Raw genomic sequence first — 20,705 nt, 5'->3', positions numbered from 1 at the left:
AATAATGCAAAGGGATACGCTGGGTGCCATAAGTACTGATAGCAACCCTTAATATCTAACCTTTAGGTCAGCTTAAGGTTAGACGAAATTCAGGCGTAAAACGAGTTAAAGCAACGAATAATCGAAGGCTGACTGGTTGGTTTGCTCCTATACCAATTGCACCTCATGCCGATGCATCGCCCTCTATTCGAACTTGCTTCAGAGCAGCGTCAACCTTGAGATAAAAACAGGCAGGCCGCCCCGTGTGGCAAGCTGCGCCAATCTGTTCCACTTGGCACAAGATGACATCGCCATCGCAATCAAAAGCCATATCGATGAGCGCCTGAGTATGACCGCTGGTCGCGCCCTTTTCCCAAAAACACTGGCGGCTGCGCGACCAATACACCATGCGCCCGCACGCTAGGGTTTTCTCTAATGCTTCACGGTTCATCCACGCCTGCATCAGCACGTTTTTTGTCGCATAGTCTTGCGCGATTACCGGAATTAAACCCTGTTCATTGAAGTTCAGCTGCTCGATAACATCCGTTAAAGGAAATGTCGTATTGTGTGCTGCGTGCTCGATATTCGAAAAGTAAGAACGGCTCATGATTAACCTTAGTACAAAGCAAAAAGTGCAAAGCGAAACGCTCATGTGAGGAGGTAAGAAAGCAACCAGAGGTAATACTGGCAGCTCTTTTTTTGTTACACTATAACATATCATTAAGATAGGAACAGGTGAGCCTAATGAACGCATCGCTGCAAACGAGTTCTACCCAAGCCAACATCCCAGCTAACCCTATTCATGTTGCGCGTGGCTCCACTGCCGAAACACTGCCCGCTATTTTTCAGGCATCGGTCAACTTAGTTATCTTCGAGCGAAACCTAGCCCACAGCGTCACTCGCTATTGCGAAAGCCTTATGGCAGAGCGGCCAAGCTTTAACCTGCGCCGCGCTATTCCGCTGGCAGGCGTTGCGAAAACACTTGCTACCGCCCTGCCTGATCTTCCCCACCGCGATGCCTTTGTAGAGGATTTAACGCTGCTATTAGAGATGTACGCGTGTCTATTCGATCTTGAAGAGGTGGGTACCCGTGTTCAGGTACTCGACCGTGCAATGTGTCCGCGCTTTCACACCGACAAGTTAGGCTGCCGTTTAGTATCGACCTATGTGGGTGCCGGTACAGAGTGGCTGAGTGACTCGGTTATCGACCGCTCAAAACTCGGTAAAGGCAACGCAGGTTTAAGTGATACCGAGTCAGGTTTAATACAACGCGGTGCAACAGTAGAACAGGTTAACGCAGGCGATGTGGTGCTGCTAAAAGGTGATGGATGGTTTGATAACGACGGACGCGGAGCCGTGCACCGCTCCCCTGCTGTCGGTGTGGGTGAAAGCCGCATGGTTGTAACGCTGGATTTTGCGTGATGCCCCTGTAACTCAGCAGAGCGGGTTCAAGGGAGATACACCACTATCGCCCTTGAATAAATAACCGCTAACGCCCTCTCGCTAAGAGGGCCGCCCCTCGACAAAGGTCGCTTTTACCCGCTTTGAAACGCTTAGGTAGATCATATAGGTCGGTAAAGAGATGAAAGACTTTATCAGCTGCGCTTGAGTTTCGTTGTCATAGAGAGGGTCCTCAGGGAAAGCCCAATGGGCCAGATAACAATCACCGATTAATAGCGCGATAGCCGCGAGCAAAAAAGCGATAAAGTAGATGGGGAATTTATAATGGTGCGCAAAGAACAGATAGCAGACATACAATGATCCGAGCACCAAGGCTGCGATTATAGAGATCTCGGCGATGATCACCATAGCCGCTTCTGGAAAGTAACCTTCACTGTTCGGGTTTGCCAAATAAGCAAACGTCCCATCCATTAAAAGAGGCAAAAGAGTGCCTGTAATCTGAAGGCCAAAGGCGACCGGCAACACCATCACATTCAATGCCAGCAAAATCAGCCAACCTCTAATCCCTTTAAGATCATTACGAATCACCATATACAACTCCTTTTGTTAACTATTTAGCTCTTCCTGAGCAGGCGTCCTGCCTGCGGTTCACGTGTTCGTAAACTGAACCTCCAACAAGGGTAGTTCAAAGCCCGGCATAATCACATGCCAACGCTGCCCTGCTGCCACCGGAAAAACAGCGGTGAGTGTGCCGGTTGTGACCACCTCACCTGCACGAATCGGAGCGGTTGGGTGCTCTGTCGCTAGCAGTGCCACCAAATGCTGTAGCGCCTTGAGTGGGCCGCCTAGCACGTTAGCGCCGCTGCCTTGGTCTTTTAGCTCATGGTTGCAATACAGCTCAACGGAGCAATTCGCCAGCACCTGCGCAATATCGCCCTTTAACCCCTCTAGCGGGATAGGCTGGCCCACCAGCAGCGCTGCATGAAGGCCTGCATCGATGATCGTATCCGCTGCGGTAAACTGCCAGTTCGGATAATGAGACTGCACAATCTCATAGCCAAATGCACACCAGTCTATCGAGGCAATCAACTGCGCTAAGGTTGGATTCTGAGGGGGTGTTTTAGCGAAGTGAAAGATGATCTCCGGCTCGATGCGCGGTTCACAAAAGCCATTCAGCGCACAGGTCATTTTATCGTCTTGCGCATAGTGCACGTTGTGCGCATAGACCGGAGCCCAAATGGGCTGGTGCACGCCAAAGTGCTCCCAAAGCTGATGATTGGTAAAGCCGATCTTGCGCCCGACAGGTTGCCAACCTTGCGCAATCCGCTGCGTATTAACCAGCGCTGCAACATGGTATGCCGCATCTAGCGTTAACGTATCAAAGCGGTGGCTAAATGGCTCAAGAGATTGAGCAGAATCCTGTGCCGCCATAATTTGTGCGGCAATGGCGCTAAGCGTTTGCGATTCCATAGGGCGTACTATCCTTTGATAATCTATTAGGGCTGGCCGGTGCTGCTGGGCAGTTGCGTTTGGCTGATCTGCTTGAACGCGTTGAGATCAAACAACGCTCGATACCCAACGCCTTTGTAACGATAAAGCACAAAGAGTTGGTTGCCGTTTGTTAGCTTTTTGCCTAACAACTCGTTCATGGCTGGAATCACCTCCACATAACCGGTGCCATCGGGGCGCGACAGGGCCAGCGTTTTGATATCAGATGCGGTGAGGCGTTTATCCTTATTGGAATCTGCGTTAACCACCTGATACAGCTGAGCGATAACCGGCTCGGGCGGGTTGATGTAATCGTCGTGGCTAAGGGTTTCTCGGCTAACAAACAGCGAGCGGTTATGAGGCAGCAACCAATGCTGCGCTTCGCTTGTAGCATCCACAAAAAGATAGTTACGTGCGGCCTTTGCGCTCTTACTGTAATAAGACTCGTCCCGTTTTTGATCAGACACCAGCGGCATGACCAGATAATCGCTGCCAGCAATGTGGGAGGCATGTTCAAGATGCCACTGCTCCGCCTTGAGAGCCTCCACATTGACAATCTGATGCACAGTGCGATCCCGAGTGAGCTCACCGTAAACCTGATACGCGCCAAACACCATCAACCCAATCGCCAGCACTCCTGCCAGCGCAATCATAATGGCGTTAAAGCGCCACACCCGTTCAAAAAACTGATCTTTATCCATAAATCCCCTACCAAGACTGGGCCGCTAACCATGCCATTTTAAAAGGCGCGCTTAAGACTCCCATATCGGGGGAAAAATTCCAAAAAAAAGCAGGCGTTACCGAAGTAAGCCTGCCAAAAAGTTTAGTGTCGGGGGAGTAGAGAGTGCCCCTTGAAGATCACTAACGGAGATAAGAAAAACTTAGCTAGGGAAAGAGAACGATACGCCCTCACGCACGCCACTGGATGGCCAGCGTTGTGTAATCGTTTTACGCTTGGTGTAGAAACGTACCGAGTCAGGGCCGTAAGCGTGCAGATCACCAAATAAAGAGCGCTTCCAACCACCGAAGCTGTGGTAAGAAACCGGCACTGGCAGCGGTACGTTGATACCCACCATGCCTACTTGGATATGATCAGAGAAGTAGCGTGCTGCTTCGCCATCGCGGGTGAAGATACAAGTACCATTGCCATACTCGTGATCATTGATCAGCTGCATCGCCTCTTCCATGCTTTCTGCACGAACCACCTGCAAAACGGGGCCAAAGATCTCTTCTTGGTAGCTGTTCATCTGCGCAGTAACACGATCAATTAAGGTTGCGCCCACGAAGAAACCGTTGTCGTAGCCTTCTACCTGAGGCGCGCGGCCATCAACCACCACCTCGGCGCCATCCGCTTCAGCGCTGTTGATGTAACCCACCACCTTCTCTTGGTGCGCGCGGGTAATCACCGGGCCAAAATCGTTGCTCTTATCAGAGAATGCACCCACTTTAAGCGGCTTCATCGCCTCTTTCAGTTTTGATACCAACGTTTCAGCCGCTTGATCACCTACAGCTACGGCAACAGATAGCGCCATGCAACGCTCACCGGATGAGCCAAATGCCGCACCCAGCAGTTGGTTAACCGCGTTGTCCATATCCGCATCTGGCATCACAATCGCGTGATTCTTTGCACCACCCAGTGCTTGGCAACGTTTGCCGTTGGCATTAGCGGTTTGGTAGATATATTCAGCAATCGGTGTTGAACCAACAAAGCTTACCGCTTTAACTCGTTCGTCAGTCAGCAGCACATCAACTGCGGTTTTATCGCCGTTCACAACGTTCATTACGCCATCTGGCAAGCCCGCTTCTTGCAGCAATTGTGCGATAAACATCGTGGATGTTGGATCACGCTCAGAAGGCTTCAACACGAAGGTGTTACCGCACGCAATCGCCATAGGGTACATCCACAATGGCACCATTGCTGGGAAGTTAAACGGCGTAATGCCTGCAACAACACCCAACGGTTGGAACTCGCTCCAAGAATCGATACCTGGGCCTACGTTGCGGCTGTGCTCGCCTTTTAGCAGCTCAGGAGCACCACAAGCGTATTCGACGTTTTCGATACCGCGGATCAGCTCACCCATCGCATCGTGATGGATCTTGCCATGCTCTTCACCGATCATTTCACAGATTTTATCGGCGTTTTGCTCTAGCAACGCTTTAAAGCGGAACATCACCTGCGCGCGCTTTGCTGGCGGCGTTTCGCGCCATGCTGGGTACGCCGCCTGTGCTGCAGCAATGGCTTCTTCTACGGTTTCAACGCTTGCAAGTGCAACCTGCTTCGTTGCTTCGCCCGTAGATGGGTTGAACACGTCTTGTGTGCGTGCAGCATCTTCGACGTTCTTACCGCCGATCATGTGACCAATGATTGTCATAGCTTTTCCTCAAATTTTTATTGTGGCCCCGCTAAAACGGGGCGTTACTGCTTAGTCGAGTTCGTTGATCGAGTCGCCCAGTGCGTTGATCAGACGGTCGATCTCGTCAATTTCTGATGTGAACGGCATACCGAGCTGGATGGTGTCACCGCCATAGCGCACATAGAAGCCCTTCTCCCAACACTTCATGGCGATCTGGTAAGGACGCAGCGCTGGCTCGCCCGGTGCAGCCTCAATCGTCAGTGCGCCAGCTAGGCCGTAGTTACGAATATCCGCAACGTATTTCGTACCTTTAAGGCCGTGCAGCATCTCTTCCAACTGCGGCGCTAAACCGTTAACCCGCTCAATAAGGTTATCTTTCTCTAAGATATCCAGCGCCGCTAAGCCCGCTGCACACGCCACCGGATGTGCCGAATAGGTATAACCATGCGGTAGCTCAAGCATATATTCTGGGCCACCTTCGGCCATGAAGGTATCGTAGATATCCTGCTTTGCAACCACTGCACCCATTGGCACAGCGCCGTTGGTGAGCTGTTTAGCAATGGTCATCAGGTCTGGCGTCACACCAAAAGCCTCAGCGCCTGTTTTACTGCCCATACGGCCAAAGGCGGTGATCACCTCATCAAAGATCAGCAGGATATTGTGCTTATCGCACAGCTCGCGTAGGCGCTTGAGATACCCCTGTGGCGGTGGAATAACACCGGCAGAGCCTGCCATCGGTTCAACAATCACAGCGGCGATATTCGAGGCATCATGCACCGCAATAAGATGTTCTAGCTCATCCGCCTGTGTGGCACCGTGGGTTGGCATCCCTTTAACAAAGGTGTTTTCTGGCAACATGGTGTGCGGCAGGTGAATGGCATCTAGCCCTTGGCCATAAAGCGCACGGTTAGGGCCGATCCCCCCCACGCTGATACCGCCAAAGTTGACGCCGTGGTAACCCTTAGAGCGGCCAATTAAACGTGTTTTCGTGCCTTGGCCACGCTTACGCCAATAAGCACGGGCAATTTTGAGCGCCGTTTCGACCGATTCAGAGCCGGAACCTGTAAAGAACACACGGTTTAGACCGACTGGCGTAAATTCGGTAATACGGTGTGCCAGCTCAAAAGCTTTTGGGTGGCCAAACTGGAAAGCCGGCGAATAGTCTAGCTCTCTGATCTGTTTGCTGACCGCCTCTGCAATCTCGGGGCGGTTGTGGCCTGCGCCACATGTCCAGAGGCCTGCTAAACCATCAAAAATTTTGCGGCCATCGACATCAGTGTAGTAGTTGCCATCGGCGCCAGTAATAAAGCGAGGGTTTTGTTTAAAGTCACGGTTGCCGGTAAATGGCATCCAGAAGGCATCAAGCTGCTCTTGAGAGAGGCCCAACGCGGCAAGTTGTTCGTTTTTATTGTTCATAAAGCCACCTATGATGAATCTGTCTTAGTCGTAACCTTTAGATCCATTATGGTGCGTTATTGAATTCTATAAATTTCAAATTACTGAATTTAAGTTAAGCATTTACTTAACTTTCCAATCTAGCATTTCCCCCCTGCTCTACCTTAACAGGCGTGCAGCCCAAAAAGCCCCGCAACACACATAAGCCAAAGCCCCTAAAACGCGCCGCATCTTGATCAAAACTCTATATAAGTAGATACTGTTGCTAGCACGCGCCACTGGCGTAAAAGGGAAAGGATGCAACCACATAAAGGGACGTTGATATGTACAACTACAACAACCGCTACTTGGCACTATTTTCAGCAAGCAAAACGGCAGGTTGGCCGCTCTAACTGAAAGTGCAATTTAGAAAGGCAATGAGTTCAATTACTTACATAAAAAGCAATAAAGAAAATACAGATAAGATGAATTCATTTAAATAATTATTATGATGCCGGCGTGGCATCATAATCACACTGTTATAAGCCTCAAAGATATGATTGAAGAAATTGAAGGAAAACTCACTCAAGTTCGTGCTAGTGGAATAGCCGATTTACTTGCAGTCGTAACTGAACAATTCGTATTCCACTGTAACACTGTGAACCAATTGTACGAAAAATATGGGAAGATACCTGAGGATGAGTGCCTAGTTCAGGATAATTTGACCGCAAAGAATCAAGCAATTATTTCCCAAGTTTTTACGGCAATGATAATAGAAGCTTTTTACTTTGATTACTATCATGGTAAAAAGTCTAAACCCAAGGCTGATGTGTGGTCTAAGCAAAGCCCGGTGAAACAATTCTTGTCTCTTGCACAAGAGTTTTGGGGCATTAAAAATGTCGAAGAAACTAAACTTTATAGCCAGCTAAATGATTTGAATAGAGTTAGAAAAAGGTGGGTTCACAACCAAAGTACTCAACTAGGTAAGTATGCTAAAGATCTAAATTATCTTTCAGCGGACGGTTGCATCGATTTTCTTAGAAGGTTTTTCAAGTTTGTTAATGAGCAAGATACTTCATACAAAGCTGCAAAATTAATTTCAGATCACTTGTCATCTTTGCAGTTACAAATGAAAGGTTACACCGGCTTATAACAAATAAATTAAGTCGCTCGCAAGCTTGCTGGGACACAAATATGGCGACTGTGTCGCTTCGCTCCATTATAGCCGCCATGTTTGTGCTCCTTATTTGGGCGTTAGTTTTTTTTCACCACCAATCAGTCAAGGAGAGTTGTGTGGTAGTAGTAGAAGTAATAATTGCATTAGCAATTTGGTTTGCAAGTGGTCATGCGATAGAAAAAATTTATTCTAAAGCAGGCTTTAAAGATACACCTAAATTCGTTTTTTGGATTCCAGCTTTAAATCTTTCATTTCTTTTGTATTTGGCTTTTGCAAAATGGCCTACATTCAAGGAGGAATTATAATGGCTTATATTATTATTGTTTCCATCTGGGCATTAATTGCTTTTGCTGGTTGGCGTGTATTTTCAAGAGCGGGTTTTAAAGGAGCAATGGGTATTTTGTTCTTAATTCCTGTTGCTAACTTTGTAGCGTTACTTTATTTAGCGCATAAAGATTGGCCTGCAATTGACACCAAAAACTAACAAGTTGCTTAAACGGAATTAAAACAGTTGTCCATCGCTTCGCGGTTATTGCCAACTGTTTTTATCCGCTTAGAAAGGCGTTAGGTTTCCATTAATAAAATCAAGGAGTGAACATGAACAGTGACGTACCCGCAACAATAGGCGATGTAAATAAATACACCGGATTTTGGCCACGTGTTGGTGCTTGTCTAATTGACACAATTATTTTAGTTGTCATCACTTATCCTATTCTGATTGCTATTTATGGCTGGAACTACTTCGATGGAGGGGATCTCATTGCTGGCTTTGCCGATTTTATTATTAGCTGGGTTTTCCCATTAGTTGCTGTCATTACATTTTGGGCTTATCGCCAAGCGACACCAGGAAAGATGGCCGTCTCTGCACGAATTGTTGACGCGAAAACAGGAGATAAGCCAACTCTCCTGCAATATGTAATCCGCTATCTGGGGTACATCATTGCAACTATTCCTCTAGGTCTTGGCATATTTTGGGTTGCATGGGACAAGAAAAAACAAGGATGGCATGACAAGCTTGCCGGTACTGTTGTCATTAGCCCTAAAGACAACAACCCACAAGAAGTTGCCTTTGAAGGCAAGTAACCTAACAAAAAACAGGCAGTTGACGCGCAATGCGCTCAACTGCTGTAAGCGTTATGAGTAACACCAAACTAAATAAACAAGTAAGAAGTAACGATGAAAAAACATGGAAGCTTGAAAAAATGGAACGATGATCGAGGTTTTGGATTCATTGAATCTCCTCAGCATGAAGAGGAAATATTTGTACATATATCAGCTTTCCCTCAAGATGAAGCTCGCCCAAAAGTTGGTGAGCTTATCTCCTTTGACGTTCAAATTGATAGTAAAGGAAAAAGCCGAGCTATAAAGGTACAAAGACCTACTAGTAATAAATCAAAAAAAGCTAATCACAGGAAGAAAAGCGGAGGCATACTCAGCTCAGCATTGGTGATTATAATATTATTAGTTATAAGTTTTTTTGGTTATAACCAATTTATAAATACTAAAGAATTTAGTGTGAGCCCTGTATTGGTAGACCAGAATAAATCAGCTCCAGTTCAAACACCAACTGCTCCTAAATTTAGCTGCGATGGAAGACAGCATTGTAGTCAAATGACATCACGAGCAGAAGCAGAGTTCTTTTTAAGAAACTGCCCCAATCCTAAGATGGATGGAGATGGCGATGGCATTCCATGCGAAAACGATTCTAGGTTCTAACAAGTGGCTGTAATCGCCATGTAAGTATGGCTTAATAAATCCGAAGGGTTGTTCCTCAGTCTTGGGTACAACCTGTTTTACGACTTGTTCAATGAGATCATGATGGATGATTTCTGGGAAACAGAGGATTGCTATAGGTTTGGCAAAGTGTCGAACATCTTTGTGGTTTATGTCGAGCAGCAGTTGACTACCTATCACCGTTCAACCATGAGTGTTGCACTTATTATCTGAAACCCCGATTTACTCTTAGTAATGCCAGTAAAAAATAAGGATATTACATGCGAAAAATGATTATCGCCTCGTTAGCTGTTGCGCAGGTACACGAGGGTAAAACCATCGAAGTCGAAACGCTCGGCAACGTCCAGATCTAGGGCTTCTTTGTAAAACGAAATGGAACGATCTAGGTCGTAAACCCGAATCATTGAGTGAATTGCTTTTGCCATTAAAGAATTAACCTCATCTGTTTGATGAGGCTAAGAATAATTCTTTAGAAACGGCTGAGGTGGTACTGGAGTACTACACGCAAAAAAGTGATAACACGGTTAACCTGTTGCCGCTAGTTGTTCACGCACGGTTTCCATCACTTCGCTGGGTTGTTCAAGATAGAGTGCACACGCACAGCGCAGCAACGAGGCAAAATTGGGTACATCGCCATTGATATCTAGCGCTTCATCATAGATGCGGGATAGAAACTGTGGCGTTGTCATCTCTTGCTCTGCCGCCACCGCGTCGAGTATCTCCCAGAATTTTGCTTCCAGTTTCACGCTGGTCGAGTGCCCTGCTAAACGAATGGAGCGGGAGATAAACTTATAGTTTTCAGGGTTTTGCCCTGCAAAGATATGGCACATGGCTGCTCTCTTAGTATGGGTTCTTAGCGCCAAGGTTAACAGGAATGACAGCGCATAAGTAAGTGCACAATGGTTAATTTATAAAGTAAACGACAGCCAGTTGAAGGCATAAACCGAAGCAAAGCAACGGTAGATATTTGAAGAGAGCATATTAGTGTAACGCACAGAAACTGAGCTTGGCCTACGCTTTAAGCCAAGCTCAGTGCCGCTGAAGCTTAAGGCTGTTCACCTACCGCTAGGCGCGCTTCGATGTCTTCAACAACCTCTGGTAGGTCCGCTACCGTGTTGATGACATAGTGTGCTCCGCTGGCATGGAATTTCTGCTGCGCAGCAGCACGCTTAGCGTCTTTTTGCGCTTCAGGTAGTGCTTCCCAGCTCGCTAGATCCATACCCACTTCGTTGCCGCTATCGATAACACCAACGGTCCAGCAGCCTGCGTTTAGGCCCTCTTCGATACCCGTAAGCGTATCGTCAACCTTGATCACAGACTGTACCGCGCCCACTTCCAACTCCATGATGTTCTTCAACGTCATGTGTGGGAATGGGCGAGCTTTTTGAACGTCTGTTGCGCACACCACCGAGCTTGGCTTGTAACCTTGCTCTGCAGCAATACTGCGCAGATCAACAATCATCTCTTGGCTGTAGCCTGTGTTGGCACCCACCTTGATACCTTTATCTGTTAGGTAGTCGAACGTCTCTTTCACGCCCGGGATTAACTGCGCACACTCAGCAATACAAGCAACCTGTACGTTGACAAACGCATCGTAAAGCTCATCTACTTTGGCATCATCCGCTTCGCTACCGTGGTGTGCAATCCATGCCTCACGTACACGCGGCATATCCAACAGCGCTTGGATATGTTCGCGCTTTTCAGCGCCCATTGGCGCACGGGCTTCTTCTGCGGTAATCGGTACACCAAACTGCTCAAACAACTGGCAGAAACCTTTGATTGGCGCCAATGAGCCAAAATCGACGGTTGTACCCGCCCAGTCAAAAACAACTGCTTGAACGGGGCCTGCATATACACGTTTGTAGAGGTAAGTCATTGTCGGGTCCTACTTTTCTTAAGCTACTGCTTTTAGGGTGATATTCATCTGCGCTAGCGTTTGTGCTACCGCTTCCAGTAACGCATTGATCTGCGGCTCATAGAGCTGGCCGATACATCCAACCCGGAAGCTTTCTGCTTCAGTTAGCTTGCCCGGGTAGATAATTAAACCTTTCTCTTTGAGAAGGTTGTAAAACGTCTTGAACTCAAACGCTGGGTCCGTTGGGCTCATAAAAGTGGTGATAATGGGTGATAGCCATTGATCTTCGAGCAAGGTGGCAAAACCCATTGCGCGCATACCGTTTACCATTTGGTCACGGTTGCGGGTGTAACGCGCCAAGCGCCCTTCGCAGCCACCCTCTTGGGCGTGCTCGTTCAGCGCTTGCTGGAACGCAACGATCACATGCGTTGGCGGCGTGAAGCGCCACTGGCCAGTCGCTTCCATATACCTCCACTGTTCGTAAAGATCGAGACACAGGGAGTGGGCACGGCCTTTACACTGTTCCAGGGAGTCACGGCGTACGATCGCGTAGCCAAAACCCGGTACGCCTTCGATACACTTGTTCGCCGCCGAAATGACCGCTTCAAACGGTAGGGTTTTCGCATCAACCGGCAGTGCACCAAAGGCACTCATGGCGTCGATCAGCAAGCGTTTGCCCGCCTCTGCCACCACCGCTGCAATCTCGTCGATGGGGTTTAAGATGCCAGAGCTTGTTTCGCAATAGACCACCGCAACGTGGGTGATAGCGGGGTCTTCAGCAAGGGCCAAGCGGACTTCATCGCCACGTGGTGGCTCGTAATCGCCTTTGTCGATAACCGCATAGTCGCGGCCTATATACTCAAGGCTCTGCGCGATACGTTTACCGTAAGCACCGTTGATCAGTACTAGCACTTTGCCATCTTTTGGCACCAGCGTGCCCAGCGTCGCTTCAACCGAGAAAGAACCGCTGCCCTGCATCGGTACGCAAACGTGCGTGTCGCTGGCGTTGGCCATCGCTAACAGACGCTCACATACATCACGCGTGATCGCATTAAAGTCCTGATCCCACGAGCCCCAGTCCGCCAACATCGCTTCTTTGGTGGCATCGGACGTTGTTAACGGTCCTGGTGTTAACAAATAAGGTTGTGATTGCTTCATAACTCTCTCTGCTTTTGTCATTTTTGTGCGGTAACGTTCTGCTACGCACATTGTTTAATTAGCATCTCAAAATCTGGTATATACCAGCCAAATTGCGTATTAAAAATCCGCTCAGCCTTGGACTGACCGGATCCTCTTTTAAATTACGCTTTACGCCACGCTTGCGTGTTGTTGATCAATTGACGTGATAGTAACCAGTGCAATAATTTCACGCCCATGCACGTTAGCATCAGCAATACGCCCATCGCTGCGGCGGGGGCAATATCACCGGCGTCGTCCATATTTAGGATCGAAACCGATGCCAGCGTTGTGTTAGCTGAGTACAGAAACACGACCGCTGATACTGTGTTTACCGCATTAACAAATAGATAGATCCCAACCTCTAACAGCGCCGGTAAACAAAGTGGTAGTGTTACCCGCAAGAATGTTTGGTAGAACGGCACTTTCAACGATGCCGATACCGCCTCAAACTCTTTATCGATCTGCTTTAGTGCAGTAATCGACGTTAAATGACAGACCGTATAGTAGTGCGCGATCGTGCAGATCACCAAGATGCCCATCGTGCCATATAGACTATTGAGTGGGTTATTGGGCGCATTAAAGAAGAAGATGTAAGCCAAACCCAGCACAAGCCCAGGTACCGCCAGCGGTATCATCGCAAATAGGTGCACCAAACCACGCAGTGCACGCATCCCTTGCACTTTCTCAACCAGATACGCGTTGGTAAAGATCAAGAACGAGCCAAACAGTGCAGTGTAAAACGCCATCTCAATCGAGTTGAAGTAGGCATCCCAGCCGCCGCCGTCCATCAAGTCGAACTGGTAGTTATTCAACGATAACGACAGGTTGTAGGGCCAAAATGTCACGAATGATGCATAAACTGCTGTGCCAAGGACGCCGATAACAATCGCGATAATCGGCAAGCAAAGCGCTAGCATCGACACATCTTTGCGCCGATTCGGCTCAGCACGATAAGGCTGCGCACGTGATGTAACAAGCGCGACCTGCTTTTTTTGCACCCAACGATCCGCGGCAAATGCCAGCATCGCAGGTAGCAACAAGATGACTGATACCACCGCACCCATCTGGAAGTTCTGCTGGCCAATAACCTGTTTATAGATATCAGTTGCCAACACATCGTACTGGCCGCCAATCACTTTGGGGGCACCAAAATCGGTGATAACCAAGGTAAATACCACGAATGAGGCGCTAATCAGGCCATACTTGATCGATGGTAACGTCACCGTAAAAAAGGTCCGCCAGCCCGAGGTGCGCAACGCTTTTGCTGACTCATAGAGGCGTGCATCCGTATTGCTCAACGCGGTGATCAAGATCATCAACGCATGGGGGAAGCACCAAAATGAGAGGCTAATCACGATACCGATCGGGCCATAGATACTTTCACCGAAGAGCCAGCTCTTTAGAAAGCCTTGGTTGCCGAACAGATACACCAGCGAGATCGCCGGTAGTAGCGATGGTGCAAAGATCGGCCCCATCATCAGTAAGCGAATCACACCTTTAAACGGCATACAGCTGCGGGTGAGCGCATAAGCGGCAAGCAGCGCAAGAGTGATAACGATGACTGTAGTCAGTGAGGCGATAAACAGTGAATTAAGCACTGAATCAAACAAAGACGGCGAACTGGCGTAGGCGATGAAGTTTTCAAGCCCCACGAAATCACCCGCTTTGTTCTGCACACTCTTCGATAGAATCGCGTAGAGCGGTAACACCATTGCCACCAGCAGAAAAGCTGCCGCTATCAGCAACCCTGCCGCTTGTACCCACTGATCCTTGTGCAAGAAACGGCGCGATGCGCCACCCACAGCATTCATCGCGATAGAACGGCTACTCATGATGCTTCTCGGAATACATGCAAACGATGTTTAGGGATGTCTAGGTGCATTTGAGCACCACAGCAGATGTTGTGATCGCGTACATCGTTCATCGAGAAATCGGCAACGATCGGCTGATGGATACCATCCACATCAAGCTCTGCGCGAGCAAACGCACCTAAGTACTCAAAGCCTCTGACTGATGCGCGTAGCGTGTTGGTTGCATCGCCATTAAAACGCACACGGATATCTTCAGGGCGGATCGCCACGCTAACTTGAGTGTCCTGCTCCATATCACCGCAGGCATCACAGCTTAGGTAGGTTTCGTCCACTTGCACACGGTTGGTGTCGGAAACAAAGCTGTTGAGAAAGTTCATAGTGCCCACAAACGAGGCAACAAACGCCGACGCAGGCGCGGCATAGATCTCTTCTGGGGTGCCCACTTGCTCAATGACACCGTTGTTCATAACCACGATCTTATCGGCCATGGTGAGCGCTTCTTCTTGGTCATGCGTCACCATGATGGTGGTGATACCAAGAGTACGCTGTAGTTCTTTAATCTCGCGGCGCAGATGGACACGCACGCGGGCATCCAACGCTGATAAGGGTTCATCCAACAACAATAAACCCGGCTTCGTGGCGATAGCACGCGCCAAAGCAACACGCTGCTGCTGTCCACCGGACAGCTGAGATGGGTATTTATGGTTAGCACCCGCTAAGCCGATCAGCTCAAGGAGCTCATCCACACGCTGGGTGATCGCATCACGCTGGCGTACTTTTGCATCGCTGCTGTTTTTTAGGCCATACGCGATGTTGTCAGCAACGGTTAGGTTGGGGAACAAGGCGTAAGACTGGAAGACGATGCCAAAGTCACGCTGATCAGGCGGCAGTTGAGAGATATCCCGTCCTGCTTGGTGGATGCTGCCTTCACTTTGCTGATCAAGACCTGCAATGGCGCGTAGTAGTGTGGTTTTACCGCAGCCTGAAGGGCCTAGAAAGCAGACAAACTCACCCTCTTTTATATCAAGAGAGATATCCTGCAGTGCGGTAAATTCACCAAAGTGTTTTTTTAAGTTTTGAATCGATAGATAGCTCATCGTGACCTTCCCGTTACCTGAATCTGTTAGATACTAGAAAGCCCTCATGACGAGGGCTTTACATCAAAAAGCCCAGTATCTATTTCGGGTCAGACTTGCTGTCGTAACGCGTTTGCCACTGCTTCAAGATCTCGGTGCGGTTGCTCGCAGCCCACTCGAAGTTGTTGTCGATCATCAGCTCAGCAGCATTCTCTGGGAAGTACTGCACTGGCTTAGCGATACCCGGCATCGCAACAACGGCGTAACCTTTGTTGTACAGGCGGTTGGCTTCTTCAGAGATAGAGAAATCCATCAGCTTCTTAGCCGCATCCAGATTGTCTGTGCCTTTAACAATTGCGCTGGCTTCCATATCCCAGCCTAGGCCCTCTTTAGGGAAGACAAGATCTAACGGCGCACCTTTTTTCTTCAGCTTCGCACCACGGAATGCGAACGAGATACCGATGGGCGCTTCACCAGCCGCCGCCAATTTACAAGGCTTGGAACCGGAGTGCGTGTAACGTGCAATGTTATTGTGCAGACGGTCCATATATTGCCAGCCGTTTTCTTCACCGAACATTTGCAACCATGAGGATACGTCTAAGAAACCCGTACCTGATGAGTTAGGGTTAGGCATTACAATATGGCCTTGGTAAACCGGCTTCGTTAGATCTTCCCAAGACGTAGGCTTAGGCAGGTTGTGCTTTTTCGCTTCAACGGTGTTGAAACAAACCGCAGCCATCCATGCGTCCATACCGACCCAAGACGGTGTTGCATCTTGGTCGTAGAATTTCTTAGACAGTTTTTCGACACCTGCTGGCTTGTAAGGCTGAAGCATCTGCTCGCCTTTCAGCACCAGCAAAGAGGTCGCTGCCAAACCCCAAACAGCGTCAGCTTGTGGGTTTTCTTTTTCAGCCAACAGTTTTGCGGTCACGATACCTGTAGAGTCGCGAACCCAGTTGATTTTGATATCAGGGTGCTTCTTGTTAAACGCTGCGGCGTAACGCTTTAGATCTTCCGCTTCCAACGCTGTGTAAACGGTTAACTCAGAACCTGCATGGGCAGACAAAGCAGTTGCCGACATCAAAGTCGCCAGTGCCAGTTTGGTGAACGTCGCTTTGTTAGTCATCTCTCATATCCTCAATGGTTAACTGGTATAGACCAGATGAGGAAAAAGATTAGCGCCAGTTTTTTACAAAGATGTGACAGATTTGCGAAACATTGTTTGCAGCGATAAAACGAATCGATCGCTGCCGCGCACTAAGGTGTGTCAATCACGGATAAACTTAACTCAACGGTATCATGGCGCCACGCTTCAAAATCCACTTCAAAAACACGCCCTTGTGCATTACGCACGATGCGTCGGATATTCAAGCAGGTGAAGTTAGCCGGTGCGCTTAACGTGGCCGCCTGTTGGGAAGATAGCGTCGCGGCGCGAATGTCTAAATCGCTCGCAGCATACTCTTGGCCATACTCCCCTTTCACAACTTTACTCACCGATAGGGTTAAGTCGTGTTGCTCAATCTCGGGAAGGAGGTCACGGTTTAAGAAGATACGCTCAACATAGACGGCTCGGTTGTCGGCTCCACGCACCCGCTCAATGCAGGCCACATCGCTGCCTTCGGGTATCTCGAATAGCTCACTGAGGTAGCTATCTGCAGGGACAAGTTCGCTCGATAACAGGCGGCTAAAAGGTATAAAGCCCTGCTCCGCCACATAGTCCATAAAGAAGCCCGGACAACTTGGGTCATACTTAACGCGTGGCGAGGTAACAAACCAGCCACGGCGATTAGAGCGATACACCACGCCCTCAGACTCTAACTTTTTCAGAGCTTCACGAATGGTCACCCGAGATGTCGAAAAGCGCTCGCTAAGAATACGCTCAGAGCCTAACTTGTCTTCGGGTTGTAAATGCCCGTTACGGATTTCATCTCGTAAGCAGCGCATGATGTGAGTGGCAGAGGCAGTCGCAGAGGTCATGAAGCGGTCAGAATCGTTGCTGGTAAGTATTTGATTAATAGTAAACGAGGCACCATAAACTAGCCACTTTGTGTGACGTTCATATGACACTCTTTGGTATAAGCTGAGCTTGCGAATAACTTTGGCTATAATTTAAACATATGTAGCCAGTCCCATTGCTGGAGGCCGCTTGTGTCAGATTCCGTCTTTCGTGTTGATACGCCCGCCAACCACCCTCATAACCACCCTAGTGTCGTGCCCGTGCTTGCCGGTGGCGGCAGCCGTTTGTCAGCCCATATTGGTATTTTGAGCGCACTCGAAGAGCTCGATTACCGTTTTCCAGCGCTGGTGGGAGTATCGGGTGGCTCCGTGGTGGGCGCGCTCTTTTGTGCGGGTTACTCACTAGAGCAGTTGCGCGTTATTGCCGAAGAGACCGACTTTCGCCAATTCTTAGGCCAAGGTTTTTTCCGCTTGTTACGCACGGGTGGGCTATCTTCTGGGGATCTTTTTGAACAGTGGCTCGATGAAAAGCTGGATGGCAAAACCTTTTCCCAGCTATCCGGTGATTTTCATGTGGTGGCAACTGATCTACGCGCCAGTAAGCCAGTGGTCTTTAACCGGGCGAACTCGCCTGATATGAAAGTATCGTTAGCGGTGCGCTTCTCAATGTCGATTCCGCTGCTGTTTAGCTTTAAGGAGTACAAACAGCAGCTCTTAGTGGATGGCAGTATCTTATCTGAGGAAGCACTGCAACGAGACTGGGCAGGCAATGGCACGCCGGTATTAGTGTTTCGCCTCAGCTGTGTTCAGCACGCGCCCCGAGACGCAAAACCGCCACTCATTCCGTTGGTATCGCACCTTAGCCTACTCATACGCACCTTTATGACAACGATGTCTCAGGAGTACATTAGCGAAACCTTTTGGCAGCAAACCATCGTGGTTCACACCGGCAGTATCTCACCTGTTGAGTTCAATATTACGCCCGAGCAGAAAAATGCACTGTTCAAAGCAGGCTATGACACGGCCAAGCGCATCGTGCCGTTAAAGGTTGCCCGCCAGCAAACAGCTAGCTCCCCTAGCTCGTCGTTTGCGCCAAGCACCCGTTAAGCGCATGCTGTAACCGCACCAGATGCTCATCTTCAAGTGCTGCATAACCAAGAATGATACCTTTATCTGCCAACGGCGCGCGCTCGTAGCTTGATAACGCCCGTGCACCAATTCCCGCACGGTTCAGCCCCGCAGCGATTGCAATGTCATCGCCTTCCAAACGAAACACCAGATGCATCCCCCCCGTGGTTTCAAGGGGCTTCAAGTTGGGGAAGTGCTGCGCCATAAAGCTCAATAGTTGGGCCTTTTTCGTTTGATAGTGTTTACGCATTCGGCGCAAATGGCGTGCATAATGGCCCTGCTGCATAAATAACCCCATTGCGTGTTGCTGTAGTGTTGGCATGCCGCCTTCGGTGTAGCGCCGATAGGTATTGAACACCTCAACCAACGCTTCGGGTAGCACCAGATAGCCCGTTCGAATGCTTGGAAACAGTGTTCGGCTAAAAGTACCGGTATAGATCACACGCCCAGAGCGATCCATGCTCTGAAGCGCGGCAATGCTGTGGCCTGAAAAGATAAACTCGCTATCGTAGTCATCCTCAATTAGCCAGCGATCAGCCTGATATAGCCAGTCTAGCAATGCAATACGCCGCTCCAGCGATAGCGTGCCACCCATAGGAAAACAACGGCTTGGTGTTATCACCATGACACGGGCTGTGTAAGCTGCCAGATGATCGGTGAGCACGCCATGGTCATCACAAGGCATAATCTGCGGCGATGCGCCGATGCCAGTTAGGGCACCATCGATGCCCGGATAGCCCCGATCTTCGAGTAAAACGCGCTCCCGCGGATTCACCAAAACCTGCAACGCCATTGCGATACCATGCAACGAACCTGAGGTCAGCATGATCTGCTCCGCGCTGCAGCGAATGCCCCGTGTCAATGATAGGTAATCTGCAAGCTCCTGACGCAACAACTGATCACCCATTAAATCGGCACGATCATAGTCGTGTTGACGTGCTGCCTGTTGCGTACAGCGCTGCCACGCTTTGTGAGGAAAAAGCGCTGTGGGAGGGTTGGCTGGCAACATGATGGTGCCGCTACGGTGATCACTTTGTGCTGCGGCAAAAGCATCAATACGCCCCATCGCATCGGAAAGGCTATTAGTTTTCACCACTGTCGTGCTGGTTTCGCCCCGGCGCAACACCGGAATTAACCCTTCAAGGTGAGCCACGAACGTACCTGCTCCATGGCGTGTTTCCAAAAAACCCTCGGCCACCAGCATCTCAAATGCGGTAATCACCGCGTTACGCCCAATACCCAACTGCTGGCTCAGATCCCGAGTCGCGGGTAGTTTATCGCCTGCTGAGATGCGGCCATCTAAAATGGCCTCGCGCAGCAACTCGTAGAGCTGCTCATATTTTGGGGTACGTGAATCAGAGGTTTTCGACAGCAAGGGTTGGAACAGCACGGCGTTGATCTCGCAAAGTGGTTCTTATTTTAATCTTAGAATTGGATCTTCTTAGATACCACTGGCCACTATACGCTGTTCCAACCGATAACGACAAAGCTGAGAGTGGAACTATGCAGCCCCAAACACAGGTGAAGCGCGGTTTAAAACGTGCTGTTTATAATCGAGAGCAGATCAATCAAATCCTTGATGATACATACCTTTGCCACATCGGCGGTGTGGTGGATGGTTACCCTGCGGTGCAGCCCAACCTGCATTGGCGTATCGGCGATACGCTCTATATCCATGGCTCCAGCAAAAACGGCCTGATTAACGCCATTCTAACGGAGGGTAAAACTTGCATCACGGTATCTGCACTTGATGGCATTGTGTTTGCGAAATCAGCCTTTCACCACTCGGTTAACTACCGTTCGGTCATGCTGTTTGGCACGCCTAAATTGGTTGAAGACGAGCAAGAGAAACGCGAAGCGTTAGATGCCCTGCTAGAGAAGTTTAAAAAAGGCCGCTCAAAAGAGACGCGCCCACCCAATGCCACCGAGATGAAAGCCACCAGCGTCATTGCCATCTCACTGGAGCATGTCTCTGCAAAAGTGCGCGCAACAGGCCCTGAAGACGATCCGGCAGATCTCGATTTGCCGTTCACATCCGGTGTTTTACCCATTCATCAGGTTTATGGCGAATTTGAACCCTTTGACCCCAACGCCTGAGCAGAGCGTTGTTCGCGAAGCGACTCTGGCATGGAGCGCTTCGCCTTTTTTTGACACCGAATCGCTTGTCGGAGGTGCTACGAATTGCGATAGTAG

Annotated in this window: 23 protein-coding genes; 8 read left to right on the top strand and 15 right to left on the bottom strand. The window is 49.3% G+C overall.

The genetic code is table 11. From position 1 onward, the window contains the following. Positions 1-163: 163 nt before the first annotated feature. A complete protein-coding gene (hisI, locus tag EOE65_RS04390) occupies positions 164-586 on the bottom strand; it encodes a phosphoribosyl-AMP cyclohydrolase (protein WP_127693069.1) in 423 nt (140 codons plus the stop codon). Between the two features lie 137 nt (positions 587-723). On the opposite strand from hisI, the gene EOE65_RS04385 reads away from it, so the two are divergent. Continuing rightward, entirely contained in the window at positions 724-1,401 is a 678-nt protein-coding gene (locus EOE65_RS04385; RefSeq protein WP_127693068.1) for a DUF1826 domain-containing protein, read from the top strand. A gap of 81 nt (positions 1,402-1,482) precedes the next feature. On the opposite strand, the gene EOE65_RS04380 is transcribed toward EOE65_RS04385, so the two are convergent. The 5 genes from EOE65_RS04380 to aptA form a co-directional block, all read right to left on the bottom strand. Next, positions 1,483-1,971, bottom strand: coding sequence for a DUF2569 family protein (locus tag EOE65_RS04380; protein ID WP_127693067.1), 489 nt, complete (start codon positions 1,969-1,971; stop codon positions 1,483-1,485). Positions 1,972-2,028: 57 nt separating this feature from the next. Then, positions 2,029-2,850: a 2-keto-4-pentenoate hydratase gene (locus EOE65_RS04375; protein ID WP_127693066.1), complete on the bottom strand. Its 822-nt coding sequence runs from the start codon at positions 2,848-2,850 to the stop codon at positions 2,029-2,031. A gap of 26 nt (positions 2,851-2,876) precedes the next feature. Then, complete coding sequence (locus EOE65_RS04370) at positions 2,877-3,569, bottom strand: hypothetical protein (RefSeq protein ID WP_127693065.1); 693 nt, start codon at positions 3,567-3,569, stop codon at positions 2,877-2,879. Between the two features lie 180 nt (positions 3,570-3,749). Further along, positions 3,750-5,240, bottom strand: a complete 1,491-nt coding sequence (locus EOE65_RS04365; RefSeq protein WP_127693064.1) for a CoA-acylating methylmalonate-semialdehyde dehydrogenase — start codon at positions 5,238-5,240, stop codon at positions 3,750-3,752. Positions 5,241-5,291: 51 nt separating this feature from the next. Beyond that, positions 5,292-6,638 carry an omega-aminotransferase AptA gene (aptA, locus tag EOE65_RS04360; protein WP_127693063.1) on the bottom strand — a complete coding sequence of 449 codons (1,347 nt, stop codon included), beginning with the start codon at positions 6,636-6,638 and terminating at the stop codon, positions 5,292-5,294. Between the two features lie 514 nt (positions 6,639-7,152). On the opposite strand from aptA, the gene EOE65_RS04355 reads away from it, so the two are divergent. The 5 genes from EOE65_RS04355 (at position 7,153) to EOE65_RS04335 (ending at position 9,489) form a co-directional block, all read left to right on the top strand. Continuing rightward, complete coding sequence (locus EOE65_RS04355; protein ID WP_127693062.1) at positions 7,153-7,749, top strand: hypothetical protein; 597 nt, start codon at positions 7,153-7,155, stop codon at positions 7,747-7,749. Positions 7,750-7,889: 140 nt separating this feature from the next. Then, positions 7,890-8,078, top strand: a complete 189-nt coding sequence (locus tag EOE65_RS04350) for a hypothetical protein (protein WP_127693061.1) — start codon at positions 7,890-7,892, stop codon at positions 8,076-8,078. Further along, complete coding sequence (locus tag EOE65_RS04345; protein WP_127693060.1) at positions 8,078-8,257, top strand: hypothetical protein; 180 nt, start codon at positions 8,078-8,080, stop codon at positions 8,255-8,257. Before EOE65_RS04350 ends, EOE65_RS04345 begins: the two co-directional genes overlap by 1 nt. Before the next feature lie 113 nt (positions 8,258-8,370). Beyond that, the gene (locus EOE65_RS04340) at positions 8,371-8,856 is read left to right on the top strand and encodes an RDD family protein (RefSeq protein ID WP_127693059.1); all 486 of its coding nucleotides are present in this window, start codon (positions 8,371-8,373) and stop codon (positions 8,854-8,856) included. 93 nt (positions 8,857-8,949) lie between these two features. After that, positions 8,950-9,489 carry a cold shock domain-containing protein gene (locus EOE65_RS04335; protein ID WP_127693058.1) on the top strand — a complete coding sequence of 180 codons (540 nt, stop codon included), beginning with the start codon at positions 8,950-8,952 and terminating at the stop codon, positions 9,487-9,489. A 302-nt stretch (positions 9,490-9,791) separates the two neighbouring features. Here EOE65_RS04335 and EOE65_RS04325 read toward each other — a convergent pair whose 3' ends face one another. The 8 genes from EOE65_RS04325 to EOE65_RS04290 form a co-directional block, all read right to left on the bottom strand. Next, positions 9,792-9,932 carry a VOC family protein gene (locus tag EOE65_RS04325; protein ID WP_206052603.1) on the bottom strand — a complete coding sequence of 47 codons (141 nt, stop codon included), beginning with the start codon at positions 9,930-9,932 and terminating at the stop codon, positions 9,792-9,794. 99 nt (positions 9,933-10,031) lie between these two features. After that, positions 10,032-10,337: a ribbon-helix-helix domain-containing protein gene (locus tag EOE65_RS04320; RefSeq protein ID WP_127693056.1), complete on the bottom strand. Its 306-nt coding sequence runs from the start codon at positions 10,335-10,337 to the stop codon at positions 10,032-10,034. 215 nt (positions 10,338-10,552) lie between these two features. Then, positions 10,553-11,383: a phosphonoacetaldehyde hydrolase gene (phnX, locus tag EOE65_RS04315; RefSeq protein WP_127693055.1), complete on the bottom strand. Its 831-nt coding sequence runs from the start codon at positions 11,381-11,383 to the stop codon at positions 10,553-10,555. Between the two features lie 18 nt (positions 11,384-11,401). Continuing rightward, a complete protein-coding gene (locus EOE65_RS04310; protein ID WP_127693054.1) occupies positions 11,402-12,520 on the bottom strand; it encodes a 2-aminoethylphosphonate--pyruvate transaminase in 1,119 nt (372 codons plus the stop codon). 143 nt (positions 12,521-12,663) lie between these two features. Next, positions 12,664-14,373: a putative 2-aminoethylphosphonate ABC transporter permease subunit gene (locus tag EOE65_RS04305; protein WP_127693053.1), complete on the bottom strand. Its 1,710-nt coding sequence runs from the start codon at positions 14,371-14,373 to the stop codon at positions 12,664-12,666. Further along, on the bottom strand, positions 14,370-15,449 hold the full coding sequence (locus EOE65_RS04300; protein ID WP_127693052.1) for a putative 2-aminoethylphosphonate ABC transporter ATP-binding protein: 1,080 nt from the start codon (positions 15,447-15,449) through the stop codon (positions 14,370-14,372). Before EOE65_RS04300 ends, EOE65_RS04305 begins: the two co-directional genes overlap by 4 nt. 79 nt (positions 15,450-15,528) lie before the next feature. After that, positions 15,529-16,554, bottom strand: coding sequence for a putative 2-aminoethylphosphonate ABC transporter substrate-binding protein (locus EOE65_RS04295; RefSeq protein ID WP_127693051.1), 1,026 nt, complete (start codon positions 16,552-16,554; stop codon positions 15,529-15,531). Between the two features lie 131 nt (positions 16,555-16,685). Continuing rightward, complete coding sequence (locus EOE65_RS04290; protein ID WP_127693050.1) at positions 16,686-17,405, bottom strand: UTRA domain-containing protein; 720 nt, start codon at positions 17,403-17,405, stop codon at positions 16,686-16,688. A gap of 171 nt (positions 17,406-17,576) precedes the next feature. On the opposite strand from EOE65_RS04290, the gene EOE65_RS04285 reads away from it, so the two are divergent. After that, a complete protein-coding gene (locus EOE65_RS04285) occupies positions 17,577-18,491 on the top strand; it encodes a patatin-like phospholipase family protein (protein WP_127693049.1) in 915 nt (304 codons plus the stop codon). On the opposite strand, the gene pdxR is transcribed toward EOE65_RS04285, so the two are convergent. Further along, a complete protein-coding gene (gene pdxR / locus EOE65_RS04280; RefSeq protein ID WP_164847009.1) occupies positions 18,460-19,902 on the bottom strand; it encodes a MocR-like pyridoxine biosynthesis transcription factor PdxR in 1,443 nt (480 codons plus the stop codon). The genes EOE65_RS04285 and pdxR overlap by 32 nt on opposite strands. Before the next feature lie 113 nt (positions 19,903-20,015). Between pdxR and EOE65_RS04275 the strand changes: the two genes are divergently transcribed. Next, positions 20,016-20,609, top strand: coding sequence for a pyridoxamine 5'-phosphate oxidase family protein (locus EOE65_RS04275; RefSeq protein WP_127693047.1), 594 nt, complete (start codon positions 20,016-20,018; stop codon positions 20,607-20,609). Positions 20,610-20,705: the final 96 nt, after the last annotated feature.

Source organism: Neptunomonas marina (assembly GCF_004005935.1).
GTDB lineage: Bacteria > Pseudomonadota > Gammaproteobacteria > Pseudomonadales > Balneatricaceae > Neptunomonas > Neptunomonas marina.
The sequence above is the reverse complement of the archived record's forward strand: the minus strand, read 5'-3'. Positions and strand labels throughout refer to the sequence as shown.